The following is a 16,545-nucleotide window of genomic DNA, read 5'->3' as shown; positions in this document are numbered from 1 at the left end:
GCGGGGTCAGGCGCCGGCGTGCTTGCCGTGGTGGTCGAGCGTGGCGAGCTCGTCCTCGGCGGTGGCCGGCGCGGCGGCTGCCGCGTGGACGCCGTGCTCGGCCGGTGCTCCCTGCGCCGCCGGGTCGCCCTGGTGACCACCCTCGGCGGGTGTACCGGTCCGGCTGCCCTCGGCGTCCGGCTCGGTGCGCGCCGCACCGTTCTGCTGCCAGCCGGCGGTCTGCTTCGGCTTCGCCAGGAACAACGCCGCGACGATCGCGATCACGAGCACCACGGCGGGCAGGACCAGGGACTGTCCCATCGCCGTCGCGAACGGCTGGAGCAGGAAGCCCGGCAGCCCGCCGACCTGCTGCTCGGCGCCACCGGCCGAGACACCGCCGGTCTGCGACGGGAAGTTCGCCGTGATCCGTGCCTCGATGAGCGCCGCGATCCCCGCGGACCCGAGCACGGCACCGATCTGTCGCGTGGTGTTGTAGACACCGGAGCCGGCACCCGCCAGGCGCGGCGGGAGGTTGCGCGTCGCCGAGACCGAGAGCGGACCCCACATGCAGGCGTTCGCGAGACCGAGGAGCGCGCTCGGCAGGAGGACCCAGCCCCAGTCGGCACCGCCGGCGAGCAGCGCCCCGAACCAGAACAGGGCGGCGGAGAAGCACGCGAGACCGAAGGCGGCGACCCACCGCGGGTTCCACACGGTGAGCTTCTTGCCGACGAGCGGGGACAACCCGGCGGCGATCACGGCCTGGGGCACGAGGAGCAGCGCGGCACCGGTCGGCGAGAACTTCTCGACGTCCTGGGCCCAGAGCATGATCGGCAGCGCGAAGGACGAGATCGCCACACCGACGGCCGTGATCGCGACGTTCGCGAGGGTGAAGTTGCGGTCCTTGAACAGGCCGAGCGGCAGCAGCGGCTCACCCTTCTGCACGCCCTGCCAGACGACGAACGCCGCGAGGACGACGATGCCGGCGATGATGAGCGACCAGACCGTGACCGGGCCGGTGATCGTGCCCCAGTCGTAGGTCTCGCCCTCCTGGATGCCGAAGACGAGCAGGAACAGGCCGACCGCGGAGAGCACGATGCCGAGCACGTCGAAGCGGTGGCCCTGGTGGGCGAACCGCGGGACGAAGCGCTGCGCCAGCACGAACGCCACGATGCCGACGGGGACGTTCACGAAGAAGATCCACTCCCAGCCGAAGCCGTCGACGAGCAGGCCACCGAGGATCGGGCCGACGAGCGAGGCCACACCGGCGACGGCACCCCAGAGTCCCATCGCGGCGCCACGGTTTTGGGGCGGGAACATCCGGGTGATGACCGACATGGTCTGCGGCGTCATCATCGCCGCGCCGAGGCCCTGCACGACGCGGGCGACGATGAGCATCTCGATGGAGCCCGACAGGCCGCACCAGAGGCTGGCGAGCGTGAAGACGACCAGCCCGGACTGGTACAGCACCTTCGGACCGAAGCGGTCACCGAGCCGACCGGTGATGAGGAGCGGGACGGCGTAGGCGAGGAGGTACGCACTCGTCACCCAGATGACGGCGTTGATGTCGGCGTCGAGCTTCTCGGCGATGGTCGGGGTCGCGACGGACACGATGGTCGAGTCGACGAGGATCATGAAGAAGCCGACGACGAGCGCCCAGAGCGCTGGCCACGGCTTCTTCCCGTGTTCCAGGTCTGCGGCGGTGCTGGCGGAGGTCATCGAGTGGGTTCCTTGCTGTTCGTGGAGGTCTGGTGCGGGACGGCCGGGCCGTCCCAGGGGATGTCGCCGCGAGCGATGCGCTCGACGGTGGTGCTGAGCCACTCGATCTGCGCCTGGAGCATCGCACGCACGTACGACACGTCCAGCCAGTAGCGGTCGGAGAGCTGCTTCGCGCGGACGCGCTCGACGGCGCGGTCGTACTCGTCGCGCTCGTGCTCGAGCGCGACGATCCGGGCCCGGACGGCATCGACCGCCTCGTCGTGCGGGAGGTTCTCGAGCACGGACAGCGCGAGGTGGAACTCCGGGTACTCGTCCGCGGGCTCGGCCACCATGCGGCGCAGCCCCTCGGCGAGCGCCGTGCGTCCGGCCGCCGTGATCCTGTAGGTCGTCCGCTCCGGGCGGTTGCCGTCGCGGTCGGTGCCGACGACCTCGGCGAGACCCAGCTCGGCGAGGCGCCCGACCTGGTGGTAGAGCGTGCCGGGGCGGACCTTGACGTTCCGCTCCTCCTGCCGGTGGACCATCGTCTGGAACATCTCGTACGGGTGCATCGGCGCCTCGTTGAGGAGGTCGAGCGCGGCGAACGCGAGGGGCGTGAGCGACGCCATCCGAGCCTCCTGACCGTGTTCGATCCCGACTATTCGACTTGGAATGTACGCCTTCGAACAGTCATCCACAAGCGTGCGGGCGCGTCGCGCCCGCCGCTTAGACTGTTCCCGTCCCACCCACCCCCCAAGTGCTGGAGTGAACACGTGCCAACGATCGTCGTCGAGGTCATGCCGAAGGCCGAGATCCTCGACCCCCAGGGCAAGGCGGTGGGCAACGCCCTCGCGCGGCTCGGCAAGTCCGACCTGACCAACGTCCGCATCGGCAAGCGCTTCGAGGTGTCGGTCGACGGCCCCGTCGACGACGCGAAGCTCACCGAGGTGCGCGAGATCGCCGCGGACGTCTTCTCCAACGCGGTCATCGAGGACGTCGTGTCCGTGACCGTCGAAGGCCAGTGACCCGGATGCGCATCGGCGTCATCACCTTCCCCGGCTCCCTCGACGACCGCGACGCCCAGCGCGCGGTCCGCCTCGCCGGCGCCCAGCCCGTCGCCCTCTGGCACGGCGACCACGACCTGCAGGGCGTCGACGCCATCGTGCTGCCGGGCGGGTTCTCCTACGGCGACTACCTCCGCGCCGGCGCGATCGCCGCCAAGGCGCCGATCATGGCCGAGGTCGTCGACGCGGCGGGCAAGGGCATGCCCGTGCTCGGGATCTGCAACGGGTTCCAGATGCTCGCCGAGGCACGGCTCGTGCCCGGCGCACACACCCGCAACGCCCACCAGCAGTTCATCCGGCGCGACCAGAAGCTCCGCGTCGAGACCACCGCGACGGCGTGGACGAGCGGCTTCACGGCCCAGCAGGAGATCACCATCCCGCTGAAGAACGCCGACGGCCGCTTCGTCGCCGACGCCGACGAGATCAAGCGCATCGAGGACAACGGCCAGGTCGTGTTCCGCTACGTCGGCGTGAACCCGAACGGCTCCATCGACGACATCGCCGGCGTCTCGAACGAGCGCGGCAACGTCGTGGGGCTCATGCCGCACCCCGAGCACGCGACGGAGCCCGGGTTCGGCCCGGACACCCCCGCGGCCATGGCCTCCGGCACGGACGGCCTGACCTTCTTCACCTCCGTGATCGAGTCGACGCTCGTCAAGTGACGGCCGTCCCCGACCAGCCAGCGACTCCAGTGACAGGGAACGACAACACCGTGACGACCCACGTTCGCCCGAAGCCCGACACCGTGCAGGACGCCGCCGCGTCGCCCGACAAGGAGCAGCCGTACGAGGCGCTCGGGCTCAAGGCGGACGAGTACGCGAAGATCCGCGAGATCCTCGGCCGCCGTCCCACGTCGGGCGAGCTCGCGATGTACTCGGTGATGTGGTCCGAGCACTGCTCGTACAAGTCGAGCAAGAACTACCTCCGGCAGTTCGGCAAGAAGGTCACGCCGGAGATGACCAAGAACCTCATGGTCGGCATGGGCGAGAACGCCGGCGTCATCGACGTCGGCAACGGCTGGGCGGTCACCTTCAAGGTGGAGTCGCACAACCACCCGTCCTACGTCGAGCCGTACCAGGGCGCCGCGACCGGCGTCGGCGGCATCGTCCGCGACATCATCTCGATGGGTGCCCGACCGGTCGCCGTGATGGACCAGCTCCGCTTCGGCGCGATCGACCACGAGGACACGGCCCGCGTCGTGCACGGCGTGGTCGGCGGCATCTCGTTCTACGGCAACTGCCTCGGTTTGCCGAACATCGGCGGCGAGACCTACTTCGACTCCGTGTACCAGGGCAACCCGCTCGTCAACGCACTCGCGGTCGGCGTCCTCCGCCACGAGGACCTGCACCTCGCCAACGCCTCCGGTGCCGGCAACAAGGTCGTCCTCTTCGGTGCCCGCACGGGTGGCGACGGCATCGGCGGGGCGTCGATCCTGGCGTCCGACACCTTCACCGAGGGCGGTCCGACCAAGCGTCCCGCCGTGCAGGTCGGCGACCCGTTCGCCGAGAAGGTCCTCATCGAGTGCTGCCTCGAGCTCTTCCAGAAGGAGCTCGTCGAGGGCATCCAGGACCTCGGTGCCGCGGGCATCTCCTGCGCCACGTCCGAGCTCGCGAGCAACGGCGACGGCGGCATGCACATCTCCCTCGACGACGTCCTGCTGCGCGACCCCACGCTCACCGCCGAGGAGATCCTCATGTCGGAGAGCCAGGAGCGCATGATGGCGGTCGTCCGCCCCGACAAGCTCGACGAGTTCCTCGCGGTCGTCGGCAAGTGGGAGGTCGAGACGAGCGTCCTCGGCGAGGTCACCGGCACCGGCCGCCTCGTCATCGACTGGCAGGGCCAGGAGATCGTCAACGTCGACCCCCGCACGGTCGCCGTCGACGGTCCCGTCTACGACCGTCCGGTCGCCTACCCGACCTGGATCGACGCACTGCAGGCCGACGGCGCCGAGTCGCTCGAGCGCCCCGAGACCGGACCGGCCCTGAAGGCGCAGTTCCTGCAGCTCCTCGGCTCCCCGAACCTGGCGTCGAAGAACTGGGTGACGAACCAGTACGACACCTACGTGCTCGGCAACACGGCGCTGTCCTTCCCGGACGACGGCGGCATGGTCCGTGTCGACGAGGAGACCGGCCTCGGCGTGACGATCGCGACCGACGCGAACGGCCGCTACTGCCAGCTCGACCCGAAGCGGGGCGCCCAGCTCGCCCTGGCCGAGGCGTACCGCAACGTCGCCGTCACCGGCGCCGTGCCCGCCGCCGTGACCGACTGCCTGAACTTCGGCTCCCCGGAGAACCCGGAGGTCATGTGGCAGTTCTCGCAGGCCGTCGAGGGACTCGCGGACGGCTGCATGGAGCTCGGTATCCCGGTCACCGGCGGCAACGTGTCCTTCTACAACCAGACCGGCACGACGCCGATCCACCCGACGCCCGTCGTCGGTGTGCTCGGGGTCATCGACGACGTCGCGCTCCGCGTGCCGTCGGGCTGGCAGGACGACGGCCACAACATCTACCTGCTCGGCACCACGTCCCTCGAACTCGACGGCTCCGCGTGGGCCGGCACCGTGCACGACCACCTCGGTGGCCGTCCCCCGGCGGTCGACCTCGCGCGTGAGAAGGCGCTCGGCGACCTCCTGCACGCTGCCGCGAACGAGCAGCTCCTCACCAGCGCCCACGACCTCGCCGACGGAGGCCTCGGCCAGGCGCTCGCCGAGTCGGTGCTGCGCTTCGGCCTCGGCGCGCGGGTCGTGCTCGACGAACTCGAGTCGCGCGACGGCGTCGACACGGCTACCGCGCTGTTCTCCGAGTCGACCGGCCGCGTGATCGTGACCGTCCGCCGCGAGGACGACGTCCGCTTCCAGGGGCTGTGCGACGGACGCGGGTTCCCGGTGCTGCGCATCGGCGTGACGGACGCCACGTCCCGGTCGCTCGAGGTCCAGGGGCAGTTCGAGGCGACGATCGACGAACTGCGCGGGACGCACGACGCGACCCTGCCGGCACGCTTCGGCGACGTGATCGTCACCGACGTGACCGAGGGCTACGTCGGCCGGGGTCCGCTCGACTCCGACGGCGCGTTCTCGCCCCGCACCGACGCCTGACCCGGAAGCCAAGCAGATGCCGATCGTCACGCTGCCGTTCGCGGAGCTCGTCGACCGCTTCGGTCCCGTGCCGGACGGTGTCGAGCTGGACGTCTGGGACGTCGAGGAGCCCTACGGCCGCCCCGACGACGTGGCCGTCACGCTCCTGCCGTTCTTCTTCGGCGGACGACACCGCTGGCAGTACGTCCACGACCTGCCGAACCTGGAGCTGCTCCAGCTGCCGAGCGCCGGGTACGAGCACGCGCTCTCGCACGTCCCCGGCCACGCACGGCTCGCCAACGGCCGCGGGATCCACGACGACGAGACCGCCGAACTCGCCGTGGGCCTCGCGCTGACGTCGCTCCGCGAGCTCGGGGCGTTCCAGGCCGACCGCGCGAACGGCGTCTGGGACTCCCGGACCACCCGGTCGCTGGCCGACCGCCGGGTCACGGTCGTCGGCTACGGGGCGATCGGCTCGGCGATCGCGACCCGGTTCGAGGCGTTCCGCACCCGGGTCACGGTGGTGGCTCGGACCGCCCGTGAGCAGGACGGTCGGCAGGTGCACGCGTTCGACGAGCTCCCGTCCCTCGCCGCCGAGACGGACGTGCTCGTCCTGATCACTCCGCTGACGGACGAGACCGAACGTCTCGTCGACGCCGAGCTGCTCGCCGCCCTGCCCGACGACGCCCTCGTGGTGAACGTGGCACGGGGCAAGGTCGTCGACACCGACGCGTTGGTCGCCGAGCTGCGGGCCGGCCGGTTGTCGGCGGCGCTCGACGTCACGGATCCCGAACCCCTCCCGGCCGGGCACCCGCTCTGGACGACGCCGAACACGGTGCTCACGCCGCACGTCGGGGGGAACACGGACCTCAGCGTGCCGCGGTCGGTCGAGCTCATGCGTCGGCAGGTCGCGGCGCTGGTCGAGGACCGGCCGTTCGAGAACCTCATCGACCGCTGACGGACGGCAGGCGCCGCTGACCCGGCCGGTCGTCGGCGGGACGCAGCAGCTGCAGACCCGGCGTCAGAGCGGGACGATGCAGGTCGGCGTCCCGACCGGGATCTGCGCCACGGCGTCGCCGGGGACGCCGTCCGCGCCGATCGGCAGCACGGCGATCGCGTCCGACATCTGGTTGGCGACGAGCACGTGGCCCGCCACACGCGCGAAGTGCCGCGGCCAGACGCCTCCGGACGGGGCAGCCCCGACGAGGGTGAGCCCACCGTCGGCCGCGTCCAGCACCACGATCTGGTCGCGCCCGCGGACGGCGACGTACACGAGCCCGCGGTCGTCGACCTCGATGTGGCTGAGGAGCGACCCGTCCACGGCGTCGTCCGTCGGCGCCGTCGTGGCCCGGACGACGGTCCGGAACGACCCGGCGTCGTCGCGACGGAGCCGGTGCACGTTCCCGTCCAGCTCGCCGGCGACCAGGAGGTCGCCGTCGTACCAGGCCATGTGGCGGGGCCCGACCCCCGGTGCGACGTGGTGGACGCGGACCGGCTCGATCGACGGCGCGTCGGTCACGCGGTACTCGTGGAGCGCGTCACCGCCGAGGTCCGCGACGAGGACCGTGCCGTCCGGGGTCGCGATCGACTGGTGGGCGTGCGGGCCCTCCTGCCGGTCCGCGTCGGGTCCGCTGGCGTCGGGCAGGAGCTCGGTGACGAGCGACGGCGCTTGCTCGTCGGCGTCGGTCAGGGTCAGGACCGTGACGGTCCCGGAGACGTAGTTCGTGACGACGAGCGTGCCGGAGGCGTCGACCCGCACGTGGCAGGGCGCATCGCCACCGGCCGGGGCGTCCCAGAGGTGCAGCAGCTCGGTGCCGTCCCGACGGAAGGCGGAGACGCCGCCGTCCGCGGTCTCGGACACGGCGTAGACGCGGTCACCGGCCAGGGCGAGGAACGAGGGGTCGTCGATGACGGCGACCGTCCGGACGTCCGCGGACGCTGCGGACTCGGCCGGGGTGGCCGACACGACGGAGATGCCGGTGGCGGTTCCACCCCCGGTCGCCGTGTACGACCCGACCAGCAGCGTCGGCAGCGCCGTGCTCACGCGTCACCGCCGGCGATCTGCTCGTGGTGGTGGATGACCTCCGCCACGATGAAGTTGAGGAACTTCTCGGCGAACGCCGGGTCGAGGTGCGCCTCGGCGGCGAGGGACCGCAGCCGTGCGACCTGCACCTGCTCACGACCGGGGTCCGCCGCCGGCATGCCCGCCGCGGCCTTGAGGTACCCGACCCGCTGGGTGTACTTGAAGCGCTCGGCGAGCATGTGGATCACGGCGGCGTCGATGTTGTCGATGCTCTGCCGGATGCTGCGCAGCTCGGCGACGGCCGCCTGGTCGTACTCGGGCGTGGTGTCGTCGTCGCTCATGACCCGAGCCTAACGGCCACGCCTGGCCGGGCCGTGTCGGTTACGCGGTGCCGTCGTCCGCGCGACCCGAGCACGGCTCCGGCACTGCGAGAATGGGGAGCATGTCGGTCCTGCTCGTGATCTCGGCCGTGTGCGCGGTCCTCGCCGGCCTCGTGCACGTGTTCATCTTCTTCCTCGAATCCGTCGCCTGGACGAGTCCTCGCGCGCGGAGCGTCTTCGGGATCTCGTCGGAGGCCGAGGCGCAGAGCACCCGGGCGATGGCGTTCAACCAGGGGTTCTACAACCTGTTCCTGGCGATCGGCGCGATCCTCGGCGTCGTGCTCGCGGCGACCGGCAGCGGCGCCGTCGGCTGGACGCTCGTCGTCTTCTCCTGCGCGAGCATGCTCGGTGCCGCCGTGGTGCTCGCCGGCACCGGCCGCAAGTACCTGAACTCGGCGTTCAAGCAGGGCACGTTGCCGCTCATCGCGCTGCTGTTCGCGTTCCTCGCGTCCACCTTCGGAGGCTGAACCCTCCGACGGGCGCGCCCGTCGGAGACGACCACCGCCCGACGCGGCCAGCGGGCGGACGGGAGGCGCGGTGCCAGCTGGCACCGCGCCTCCCGTCCGTCGGACCGGGCCACGTCACGGACGCGGCCCGGGTCGATCAGCCCAGCTTCGCCTGGAACTCGTCCGGCAGCTTCTGCAGCGCCCACTCGATCGCCGCGGTGGTCCCCATCGAGAACGCCGACGACACGTCGGGGTCGTCGAAGACGATGGAGTGACCGGCCTCGACCGACGGCACCTTCTGGAACAGCGGGTCGGACTCGGCCTTCGAGGCGTCGACGTAGATCGGCAGGATCAGCGTGAGGTCGGCGTTCAGCAGGTCGAGGTTCTCGTCGGACAGGTGCACCGAGAAGGCCTTGCCGGCCTGCTGGTCGATGGCCTTCGGGATGGTGAAGCCGAGGTTCCGCATGAAGGTGGAGCGGCTGTCCGTGGAGGCGTAGGCGCCGAACCCGTCGGCCGTGTACGCGCCGACGACGGCGGACTTGCCCGCGAACTCCGGGTGCGCCTTGCGGGCCGCGGCGTAGGCGTCGTCGAGCCCGGAGAGCAGCTTCTTGCCCTCGGACTCCTTGCCGAGCGCCTTCGCGATCATCGTCGTCTGCTGCTCCGTCGATGCGAGGTAGTTCTCCCCGCCCTTCGGGATCGCCACGGTCGGCGCGATCGCGGACAGCTTCGCGTACCGGTCCTTGTCGCCCGACGACTTCACGTCGAGGATCACGTCGGGCTTGAGCTTGAGGATGTCCTCGTAGCTCGGCTCGAGGGTCTGGATGATCTTCGGCGACTTCGTGTAGGCGCCCTTGAGCCACGGGCCGACCCCGTCGCCACCGAACGCGAGCCAGTCGCTCGCCCCGACGGGCTGCACGCCGAGTTCGAGGGCCGTTTCGGCGTCGCCCCACCCGAGGGCGACCACGCGCTTCGGCTGCTGCTTGATCGTCGTGGTGCCGAGCGCGGTCGTGATCGACACCGGGAACTGGCCGTCGCCCGACGACGAGGACGACGTGTCGTCGGTGGCGGTGCCGGAGCCGGAGGCGCAGCCGGCGAGGACGAGGGACGCAGCGACGACGGCGCCGGCAGCGGCGAGGACGCGTCGGAGGCGGTGGGGAGTACGGATCACGAAGGGTAGCCTAACCTAACGGTCGAGCCGAGTGGGCCTGGTTAGGCTGACTCACCGTGTCGTACCTCGATCCCGACCGGACCCGTCTCGCGGTGCTCGGATCCCCCATCGCGCACTCGCTCTCGCCGACGCTGCACGCAGCGGCGTACGCGGTGCTCGGGCTGCCGTTCCGCTACGGCAGGCACGAGGTCGCGTCCGGCGGTCTCGCCGCGTTCGTCGCGGGGCTCGACAACGAGTGGCGTGGCCTGAGTCTCACCATGCCGCTCAAGCGCGAGGTCCTCCCCCTGCTCGACCGGACGACCCCCCTCGTCGACGAGCTGGGCGTCGCCAACACCGTCGCGTTCCGCCGGTCGGGCGACCGCGTGCTGCGGTACGGCGCGAACACCGACGTCGAGGGACTCGTCCGCCCGGTCGAGGCGCTGGGGCACGTGCCCGGCGAGGCCACGGTCCTCGGCGGCGGCGCGACCGCTGCGAGCGCCCTGACCGCCGCGGTCCGGCTCGGCGCCTCCCTGGTGCGGGTCTTCCTCCGGGACACCGGCAGGGCCGGCGACCTGGTGGACCTGGCGGTCCGGCTCGGTGTCACCCTCGAGGTCCTCCCGCTGACGGAGCTGGCCGGGACCCGCCACGGATTCGTCGTCTCGACGCTGCCCGGGGGCGCTGCGGACGCCCTCGACCTCGGACCGTCGGGCCAGGACGCCGTGCTGTTCGACGTCGCCTACGAACCGTGGCCGACCGCCGTCGCCTCGCGCTGGGTGGACGACGGCGGCCGCGTGCTGAACGGCCTCGACATGCTCGCGGAGCAGGCGATCGGACAGATCCGGTTCTTCCTCACCGGTGACCAGGACGAGCTCCTGCCCGACGAGGCCGCGGTGCGGCGGGCGATGCGCACCTCCGTCGGCCTGCCGCCCACCGTCCTCAGCTGACCACGCCGTCGACGTAGTACCAACGGCCACCCTCGCGGACGAACGCGCTCGTCTCCTCGAGGGTGCCGCGCTCGTCGTCGGAGCGCCACCACGCGCGGAACACGACCGTGCCCCGGGAGTCGAACGGGCCGCCCGACTCCGTCGACAGGACGTCCAGCCGCGTCCACCGCTGCTGCGGGTCCAGGTCGAGCGAGGCCGGCCGTGTCCGCGGGTGCCAGGTGAGCAGCAGGTACTCCGGCAGCCCGAGCGCGAAGGCGCTGAACCGCGACCGCATGAGCCGCTCGGCGGTCGGTGCCGCTGCGCCCGCGTGGAGCGGCCCGCAGCACTCGCCGTACGGGTTGCCGCTGAGGCAGGGGCAGCGCGATGCGTCGGTGACCACGCCGGAACGCTAGTCGACGATCGACAGCGCGACGGTGATGTTGCCCCGGGTGGCGTTCGAGTACGGGCAGATCTCGTGCGCGCGCTCGACCAGGCGGTGCCGCTGCTCGGGCTGCGCCGCCGGCGCGTACACGTCGAGCTCGACGGCCAGTCCGAACCCGCCCTGCCCGTTGCCGCCGATGCCGACCTCGGCGGAGACCTCGGCGCCTGTGGTGTCGACGTCGAGCTCCCGACCCGCGGCGTGCAGTGCACCGAGGAAGCAGGCGGCGTACCCGGCCGCGAAGAGCTGCTCGGGGTTCGTGCCCTCGCCGCTGCCGCCCATCTCCCGCGGCGGGCGCGTGTCGAGGTCGATCCGGTCGTCCTCGGTGCGGACGTGTCCGTCACGGCCTCCGCCGGTGGCGTGGGCGGCTGCGGTGTAGACGATGTCGAGACTCATGGTCCGAGCGCACCGTGCCTTCCTGAACGCTTGCTGGAGCGCGGCAGAACGCCAGGCGTCCGGCCGGGCGGCATGGTGTGTACCGGGCGTGTCCCCCGCCCACCGACCACCCGCAGCCGGACAGAGTAGAAGGACTCTCGTGTTCCGACTCGGATGGCAGGTGCTGCGCGAGCAGAGCGACCATGCGCTCGACGCGGGGCGACTCCGTCGCGCGGTGCTGGTCGGTCTCGCTTCCGCCGTCGTCGTGTCCGGGCTCCTGCTCGCCCTGCAGCTCGCCCACCACTGGGTGGGTGACGCCGTCGTGCGGCCGTCCGTCGTGGTGGCCCTCGTGTCGATCGCGGCGGGGCTGATCGTGTTCGCGTGCTTCCCGTTCGCCTCCGCACCCGACCCCTCGTCGACGATCAACGGCCGGCAGGTGCGGCCCGACGAGCGCCTCGCGGCGCGGGGTTCCGTGCAGCAGTACCTCCGGTGGCGCGAGCGACCCGTCACGAGTGCCGACCGCGACGCGGTGCTCACCGACGTCCCGTTGGTGCAGCGTGCGCTGGTCCGGCGGATCGCACGGTTCGGGCCGTTCACCCTCGGACTGGCGCTGCTCGCGACCGCTGCGCTCCTGTCCGACGACCATCACGGCCTGGCGGTCGCCTGGATGTTCGTGTGGGTGTTCTCCGTGCCCGACATGGTGGTCCAGCTCGGCCGCGCCGAACGCGCTCGGCTGGCCGCGCTCGCCGTCCCCCCGCCGCCGGACGGCCCCGCTCCGTCGGCCGGGCAGCGGCGGCGTGACCCGCTCGGGTCGAAGATCCGGCTGCCCGACGACTGAGACGACTGAGACGACTGAAAGGAACCGATGTACGAGCTCGGATGGTCGGTGTTCCGCGCGGAGTTCGGCCGGTACGTCCCGCCTGACCGCGTGCTTCGTGCTGTCGTCGTCGGCGCTGCCGTGACCGCGATCGTGGCCGTCGCCCTCGTCGTCGTCGGGCTGCTCGCGCCCTGGCCGGACCTCCGGGAGCCGCTGGCGTGGGTCGGCCTCCTGCTCCTGGCCGTCGGAGCGGGGACGTTCGCCGTCGCCGTGGTACCGCTGCGCCCGCGTCCGGCCGGCGCCGACCGGCTCTCGTGGTCCGGCGCGTACATGCAGGCACCCGAGCGCACCGAACGGTACTTCCGGATGCGGACGGCCCCGACACTCGATCCACGGGACCGGGACGAGGTCCTCCGCGACGCCGAGGTGGTGCGCGCGGGTCTCGTGCCGGACGTCTTCCGCGGGTTCCTCGTCGCCGCCGCCCTGGTGCTCGTGGCGGTCGGGCTCCTGCTCGTCGACGCGCACCTGCCGATCATCGGGTTCGTGTCGGTGTTCCTCGTCGGTCGGCTCGTGACGAGCCTGGTGCGGCTGGGGCGCGTCGAGCGCGTGCGGGCCCTGGCCGAGGCACTGCCCCCGATCCCCGCCTCGGACGGCAGGCCGCCCCAGGCGCGCCGGGGTGGTGAGCGTCCGGACCGCGACCGCCCGACCGGCTCCAAGCTGAGCCTGCCCGGGGAGTGAGGACCGGGCGCCTGTCGGTGATGACGGGCACACTGGGCGCATGTGTGGAAGGTTCGTCGTCTCCGACACCACGGCCGATCTGCTGCCCGAACTGATCGGTGAACTCGCCGACCGGACGGAGCACGTCGACGAGGACACCGGCGTGGTCGGCACCGGTCTCGTGCCGAGCTGGAACGTCGCCCCGACCGACCCGGTGTACGCGGTCCGTCAGCGCCACGGCGAGCGCGAACTCCCGCGGATCAGCTGGGGCTTCGTGCCGAGCTGGGCGAAGGACTTCCAGAAGCAGCGCCCGAAGCCGATCAACGCCCGCATCGAGACCGTCGCCACGAGCGGGATGTTCAAGCGGGCCTTCGCGACGAACCGCTGCATCGTCCCTGCCCAGGGCTACTACGAGTGGGTCGTCCGCGAGGACGGCAAGGAGCCGCACTTCGTCCACGAGCCCGGCGGTGCCCTGGCGATGGCGGGGGTGGTGAGCGCCTGGCCGGACCCGACCAAGCCCGAGGGCGACCCGGACAAGTGGCGGCTGTCGCTCGCGATCATCACGCGGGACGCGCACGTGGCCCCGGGCGAGGTGCACGACCGGATGCCGGCGTTCCTGACGCCCGACGGCTACGACGACTGGCTCGGCGGCGCACTGCAGACCGACGACCTGCTGGCGCTCCTCGACCACGAGTCGCTGACCGTCGCCGCAGGGCTCGAGCAGTACGAGGTGTCACGTGCCGTGAACAGCGTCCGGAACGACGGCCCCGGGCTCATCGAGCCCGTCTCGGCACCCTGACCCGGACAGACCGGAGGCCCGGATCGCGTGAGCAGGTCTGCTCACGCGATCCGGGCCTCCGGTCTGGCGCCCACGGTCAGCGGGCCGATCGGCTCACGCCGCGCGCATGACGCCCGGCAGGACGATGTGCAGTCGCTCCGCAAGGCGCTCCTGCGCCTCCTCGAGGGACCGGAAGTCGCCGACGTACTGCCCGAAGGTGTCGGAGACGAAGAAGTGGCTGCCCTGACGGTCGACGGTGCCGCCGTAGTAGCCCGCGTAGTTGGCGGCCCAGAGGCCGGTGTCCGGTCGGGACCACGTGATGCGAGCCCGTGCGGGCTGGACCGGAGCGACGACCTCCGCCTCGATCTCGGTGATCGCTTCGATGGTGGCGGTGTCCAGGGTCACCTCGGCCTGCTGGCGGTGGGCGACGGTCGTGCTCATGGTGCTGCTCCTCGTACGGTCGTGCTGCGGTGCTGGTGTTCCTGCGGTGCTCGTGGTCCTGGCAGTGCTGGCGGTGCTGGTGGGGCTGATGCCGTCGGCCCTCAGGCGACCGGGCGGATGACGGACGGCAGCATCACGTGGAGCTGGTCCGCGAGCTGCGCCTGGGCGAGCTCGAGGGAGTCGAAGTCGCCGACGACGAGCCCGAACGTGTCCGACGCCACGTAGCGTCCGTCGCGCTTGTCGATCGAACCGCCGAAGTAGCCGCCGTAGTTGGCGATCCACTCGCCGTCGTCCTCCTGCGTCCAGGTGAGCTTGGCGCGGGTCGGACGGCCGTGCGACTCGGCCTGCGCCTCGAGCACGGCGATGGTGTCGACGGTGTCGGTGTCGAGCGTGACCTCGGCCCGGGTGTCGGGGGTGACGGTGGTGCTCATGACGCTCTCCTTCTTCGCGGTCCGGGGTACATCTGCTGACACCAGAACGCTACGAGAGAAGCCGTGCCCCGCGCCACCGAGGCCCGTCGATTCACGGTTTCCGTCAATGCCGGTCATCGGCGAAGCCCGGATTTCCGGGGGGATGCGTCGCACTTCCGGGGTACAGGGGACAGATCGGGGTACTCGTTTCCCGTCCATTCCCAGCGCCGGGGTCCGGTCCTCCTGAGCGCGGGGCCGTCCGGTCCCGTCCACGCCCGCGGAGCGCACCGCCAGTGCGCGCACGGACGGCGACAGCCCCTGCACACACCGTGCAGGGGCTGTCGCATGCCCGTGAACGACCGCGGGTCGTCGCTCCGGGGTCAGCGCACGTCGGCGCCGAGCAGGTCGTGCCGGACGACGATGGCGTCGCGGCCCGGTCCCACCCCGATCGCGGAGATCCGCGCACCGGACATCGCCTCGACCGCGAGCACGTAGTCCTGCGCGTTCTTCGGCAGGTCCTCGAACGAGCGGGCTCCCGTGATGTCCTCGGTCCAGCCGGGGAACTCCTCGTAGATCGGCTTCGCGTGGTGGAAGTCGGACTGGTTCACGGGGACCTCGTCCACGCGCTCGCCGTCGACCTCGTACGCGACGCAGACCGGGATCGTCGACAGCCCGGTGAGGACGTCGAGCTTGGTGAGCACGAAGTCGGTCACGCCGTTGACGCGGGCGGTGTACCGGGCGATCGGGGCGTCGTACCACCCGCAGCGGCGCGGTCGGCCGGTGGTGGTGCCGAACTCGAAGCCGTTCGCGCGGAGGAACTCCCCGGACTCGTCGAAGAGCTCCGTCGGGAAGGGGCCAGCGCCGACGCGGGTCGTGTACGCCTTGACGATGCCGATGATCCGCTCGAGCTTGCCCGGGCCGATGCCGGAGCCGGTCGCGGCGCCGCCGGCGGTCGCGGACGAGGACGTCACGAACGGGTACGTGCCGTGGTCGACGTCGAGCATGGTGGCCTGTCCGGCCTCGAACAGGACGGTCTCGCCGCGCTCGAGCGCTCGGTGGATCTCGAGTCCGGTGTCGGCGACCATCGGGCGGAGCCGGTCCGCGAAGGACAGCAACGACTCGACGACCTCGTCCGCGTCGATCGCGCGGCGGTTGAAGACCTTGACCAGCAGGTGGTTCTTCTGGTCGAGGGCTGCTTCGACCTTCTGCCGCAGGATGTTCTCGTCGAAGATGTCCTGGATCCGGATGCCCACCCGGTTGATCTTGTCCGCGTAGGTCGGACCGATGCCACGGCCGGTCGTCCCGATCTGCCGCTTGCCGAGGAAGCGCTCCGTCACCTTGTCGATGGTGCGGTGGTAGTGCGTGATGACGTGCGCGTTGGCCGACACGCGCAGCCGTGAGACGTCGACGCCGCGTGCCTTGAGCGCGTCGAGTTCCTGGAACAGCACCTCGATGTCGACGACGACGCCGTTGCCGATGACGGGGGTGACCCCGGGCGTGAGGATGCCGGAGGGGAGCAGGTGCAGCGCGTACTTCTCGCCGCCGACGACGACCGTGTGCCCGGCGTTGTTCCCGCCGTTGAACTTCACGACGTAGTCGATGCGGCTGCCGAGGAGGTCGGTGGCCTTCCCCTTGCCTTCGTCGCCCCACTGGGCGCCGATGATGACTGCTGCGGGCATCTGGTTCTCCTCACGTTGGCGGAGGACCTCACACGACCGTCGGGCCGGTGGTCCACCCGAGTCTATCGGCTGGCCACCTGCGCGTCACCCGGCGACGAGGGCACCTGGGAACGCACCCACGCCGCCCGGGGCAGCGTCTGGGTCGTCAGATCCCCACGGGAA

The 16,545-nt window shown here is 71.4% G+C and carries 19 protein-coding genes; 9 read left to right on the top strand and 10 right to left on the bottom strand.

What is annotated here, in order from left to right; translation table 11 throughout:
• Positions 1-6: 6 nt before the first annotated feature.
• Positions 7-1,695, bottom strand: a complete 1,689-nt coding sequence (locus AAEP86_RS06880) for a DHA2 family efflux MFS transporter permease subunit (protein WP_420369797.1) — start codon at positions 1,693-1,695, stop codon at positions 7-9.
• A complete protein-coding gene (locus AAEP86_RS06875) occupies positions 1,692-2,300 on the bottom strand; it encodes a PadR family transcriptional regulator (RefSeq protein ID WP_420369796.1) in 609 nt (202 codons plus the stop codon). Before AAEP86_RS06875 ends, AAEP86_RS06880 begins: the two co-directional genes overlap by 4 nt.
• A 144-nt stretch (positions 2,301-2,444) precedes the next feature.
• Here AAEP86_RS06875 and purS point away from each other — a divergent pair, with 144 nt between their 5' ends.
• From purS to AAEP86_RS06855, 4 genes are read left to right on the top strand one after another with little or no spacing between them, the layout of a single operon-like run.
• Positions 2,445-2,696 (top strand): phosphoribosylformylglycinamidine synthase subunit PurS, encoded by a 252-nt coding sequence (gene purS, locus AAEP86_RS06870; protein WP_420369795.1) that lies wholly within the window; start codon positions 2,445-2,447, stop codon positions 2,694-2,696.
• A 5-nt stretch (positions 2,697-2,701) separates the two neighbouring features.
• Positions 2,702-3,397 (top strand): phosphoribosylformylglycinamidine synthase subunit PurQ, encoded by a 696-nt coding sequence (gene purQ, locus AAEP86_RS06865; RefSeq protein WP_420370455.1) that lies wholly within the window; start codon positions 2,702-2,704, stop codon positions 3,395-3,397.
• 50 nt (positions 3,398-3,447) lie between these two features.
• Complete coding sequence (gene purL, locus AAEP86_RS06860; protein WP_420369794.1) at positions 3,448-5,829, top strand: phosphoribosylformylglycinamidine synthase subunit PurL; 2,382 nt, start codon at positions 3,448-3,450, stop codon at positions 5,827-5,829.
• A 16-nt stretch (positions 5,830-5,845) separates the two neighbouring features.
• Positions 5,846-6,766, top strand: coding sequence for a 2-hydroxyacid dehydrogenase (locus AAEP86_RS06855; RefSeq protein ID WP_420369793.1), 921 nt, complete (start codon positions 5,846-5,848; stop codon positions 6,764-6,766).
• A gap of 63 nt (positions 6,767-6,829) precedes the next feature.
• On the opposite strand, the gene AAEP86_RS06850 is transcribed toward AAEP86_RS06855, so the two are convergent.
• Together AAEP86_RS06850 and AAEP86_RS06845 are read right to left on the bottom strand one after the other, a co-directional pair.
• Positions 6,830-7,852: a lactonase family protein gene (locus AAEP86_RS06850; RefSeq protein ID WP_420369792.1), complete on the bottom strand. Its 1,023-nt coding sequence runs from the start codon at positions 7,850-7,852 to the stop codon at positions 6,830-6,832.
• Positions 7,849-8,172: a chorismate mutase gene (locus AAEP86_RS06845; RefSeq protein WP_420369791.1), complete on the bottom strand. Its 324-nt coding sequence runs from the start codon at positions 8,170-8,172 to the stop codon at positions 7,849-7,851. Before AAEP86_RS06845 ends, AAEP86_RS06850 begins: the two co-directional genes overlap by 4 nt.
• 101 nt (positions 8,173-8,273) lie before the next feature.
• Here AAEP86_RS06845 and AAEP86_RS06840 point away from each other — a divergent pair, with 101 nt between their 5' ends.
• Entirely contained in the window at positions 8,274-8,678 is a 405-nt protein-coding gene (locus AAEP86_RS06840) for a DUF1304 domain-containing protein (protein ID WP_420369790.1), read from the top strand.
• A gap of 136 nt (positions 8,679-8,814) precedes the next feature.
• Here AAEP86_RS06840 and AAEP86_RS06835 read toward each other — a convergent pair whose 3' ends face one another.
• The gene (locus AAEP86_RS06835; RefSeq protein ID WP_420369789.1) at positions 8,815-9,825 is read right to left on the bottom strand and encodes an iron-siderophore ABC transporter substrate-binding protein; all 1,011 of its coding nucleotides are present in this window, start codon (positions 9,823-9,825) and stop codon (positions 8,815-8,817) included.
• A 56-nt stretch (positions 9,826-9,881) separates the two neighbouring features.
• Between AAEP86_RS06835 and AAEP86_RS06830 the strand changes: the two genes are divergently transcribed.
• Entirely contained in the window at positions 9,882-10,748 is an 867-nt protein-coding gene (locus AAEP86_RS06830) for a shikimate dehydrogenase family protein (protein ID WP_420369788.1), read from the top strand.
• Here the strand turns inward: AAEP86_RS06830 and AAEP86_RS06825 are convergent.
• The gene (locus AAEP86_RS06825) at positions 10,741-11,127 is read right to left on the bottom strand and encodes a YchJ family protein (protein ID WP_420369787.1); all 387 of its coding nucleotides are present in this window, start codon (positions 11,125-11,127) and stop codon (positions 10,741-10,743) included. The genes AAEP86_RS06830 and AAEP86_RS06825 overlap by 8 nt on opposite strands.
• A 9-nt stretch (positions 11,128-11,136) precedes the next feature.
• Positions 11,137-11,562, bottom strand: coding sequence for an organic hydroperoxide resistance protein (locus AAEP86_RS06820; RefSeq protein WP_420369786.1), 426 nt, complete (start codon positions 11,560-11,562; stop codon positions 11,137-11,139).
• A 139-nt stretch (positions 11,563-11,701) separates the two neighbouring features.
• On the opposite strand from AAEP86_RS06820, the gene AAEP86_RS06815 reads away from it, so the two are divergent.
• The 3 genes from AAEP86_RS06815 to AAEP86_RS06805 are packed head-to-tail and all read left to right on the top strand — an operon-like array spanning position 11,702 to position 13,874.
• A complete protein-coding gene (locus tag AAEP86_RS06815) occupies positions 11,702-12,379 on the top strand; it encodes a hypothetical protein (RefSeq protein ID WP_420369785.1) in 678 nt (225 codons plus the stop codon).
• 27 nt (positions 12,380-12,406) lie between these two features.
• The gene (locus AAEP86_RS06810) at positions 12,407-13,096 is read left to right on the top strand and encodes a hypothetical protein (protein ID WP_420369784.1); all 690 of its coding nucleotides are present in this window, start codon (positions 12,407-12,409) and stop codon (positions 13,094-13,096) included.
• Between the two features lie 40 nt (positions 13,097-13,136).
• Positions 13,137-13,874 carry an SOS response-associated peptidase gene (locus tag AAEP86_RS06805; RefSeq protein WP_420369783.1) on the top strand — a complete coding sequence of 246 codons (738 nt, stop codon included), beginning with the start codon at positions 13,137-13,139 and terminating at the stop codon, positions 13,872-13,874.
• A 93-nt stretch (positions 13,875-13,967) separates the two neighbouring features.
• Here the strand turns inward: AAEP86_RS06805 and AAEP86_RS06800 are convergent, their stop codons facing one another.
• The 3 genes from AAEP86_RS06800 to AAEP86_RS06790 all read right to left on the bottom strand — a co-directional run bounded on the left by AAEP86_RS06800 (position 13,968) and on the right by AAEP86_RS06790 (position 16,383).
• Positions 13,968-14,294, bottom strand: coding sequence for a hypothetical protein (locus tag AAEP86_RS06800; RefSeq protein WP_420369782.1), 327 nt, complete (start codon positions 14,292-14,294; stop codon positions 13,968-13,970).
• A 101-nt stretch (positions 14,295-14,395) separates the two neighbouring features.
• Positions 14,396-14,725, bottom strand: a complete 330-nt coding sequence (locus tag AAEP86_RS06795) for a hypothetical protein (RefSeq protein ID WP_420369781.1) — start codon at positions 14,723-14,725, stop codon at positions 14,396-14,398.
• A 359-nt stretch (positions 14,726-15,084) separates the two neighbouring features.
• Complete coding sequence (locus AAEP86_RS06790; protein WP_420369780.1) at positions 15,085-16,383, bottom strand: adenylosuccinate synthase; 1,299 nt, start codon at positions 16,381-16,383, stop codon at positions 15,085-15,087.
• Positions 16,384-16,545: the final 162 nt, after the last annotated feature.

The organism is Curtobacterium sp. L1-20, from assembly GCF_048755855.1.
Taxonomy (GTDB): domain Bacteria; phylum Actinomycetota; class Actinomycetes; order Actinomycetales; family Microbacteriaceae; genus Curtobacterium.
Note: the sequence above shows the minus strand (reverse complement) of the source record. Positions and strands in the feature narration are given on the sequence as shown.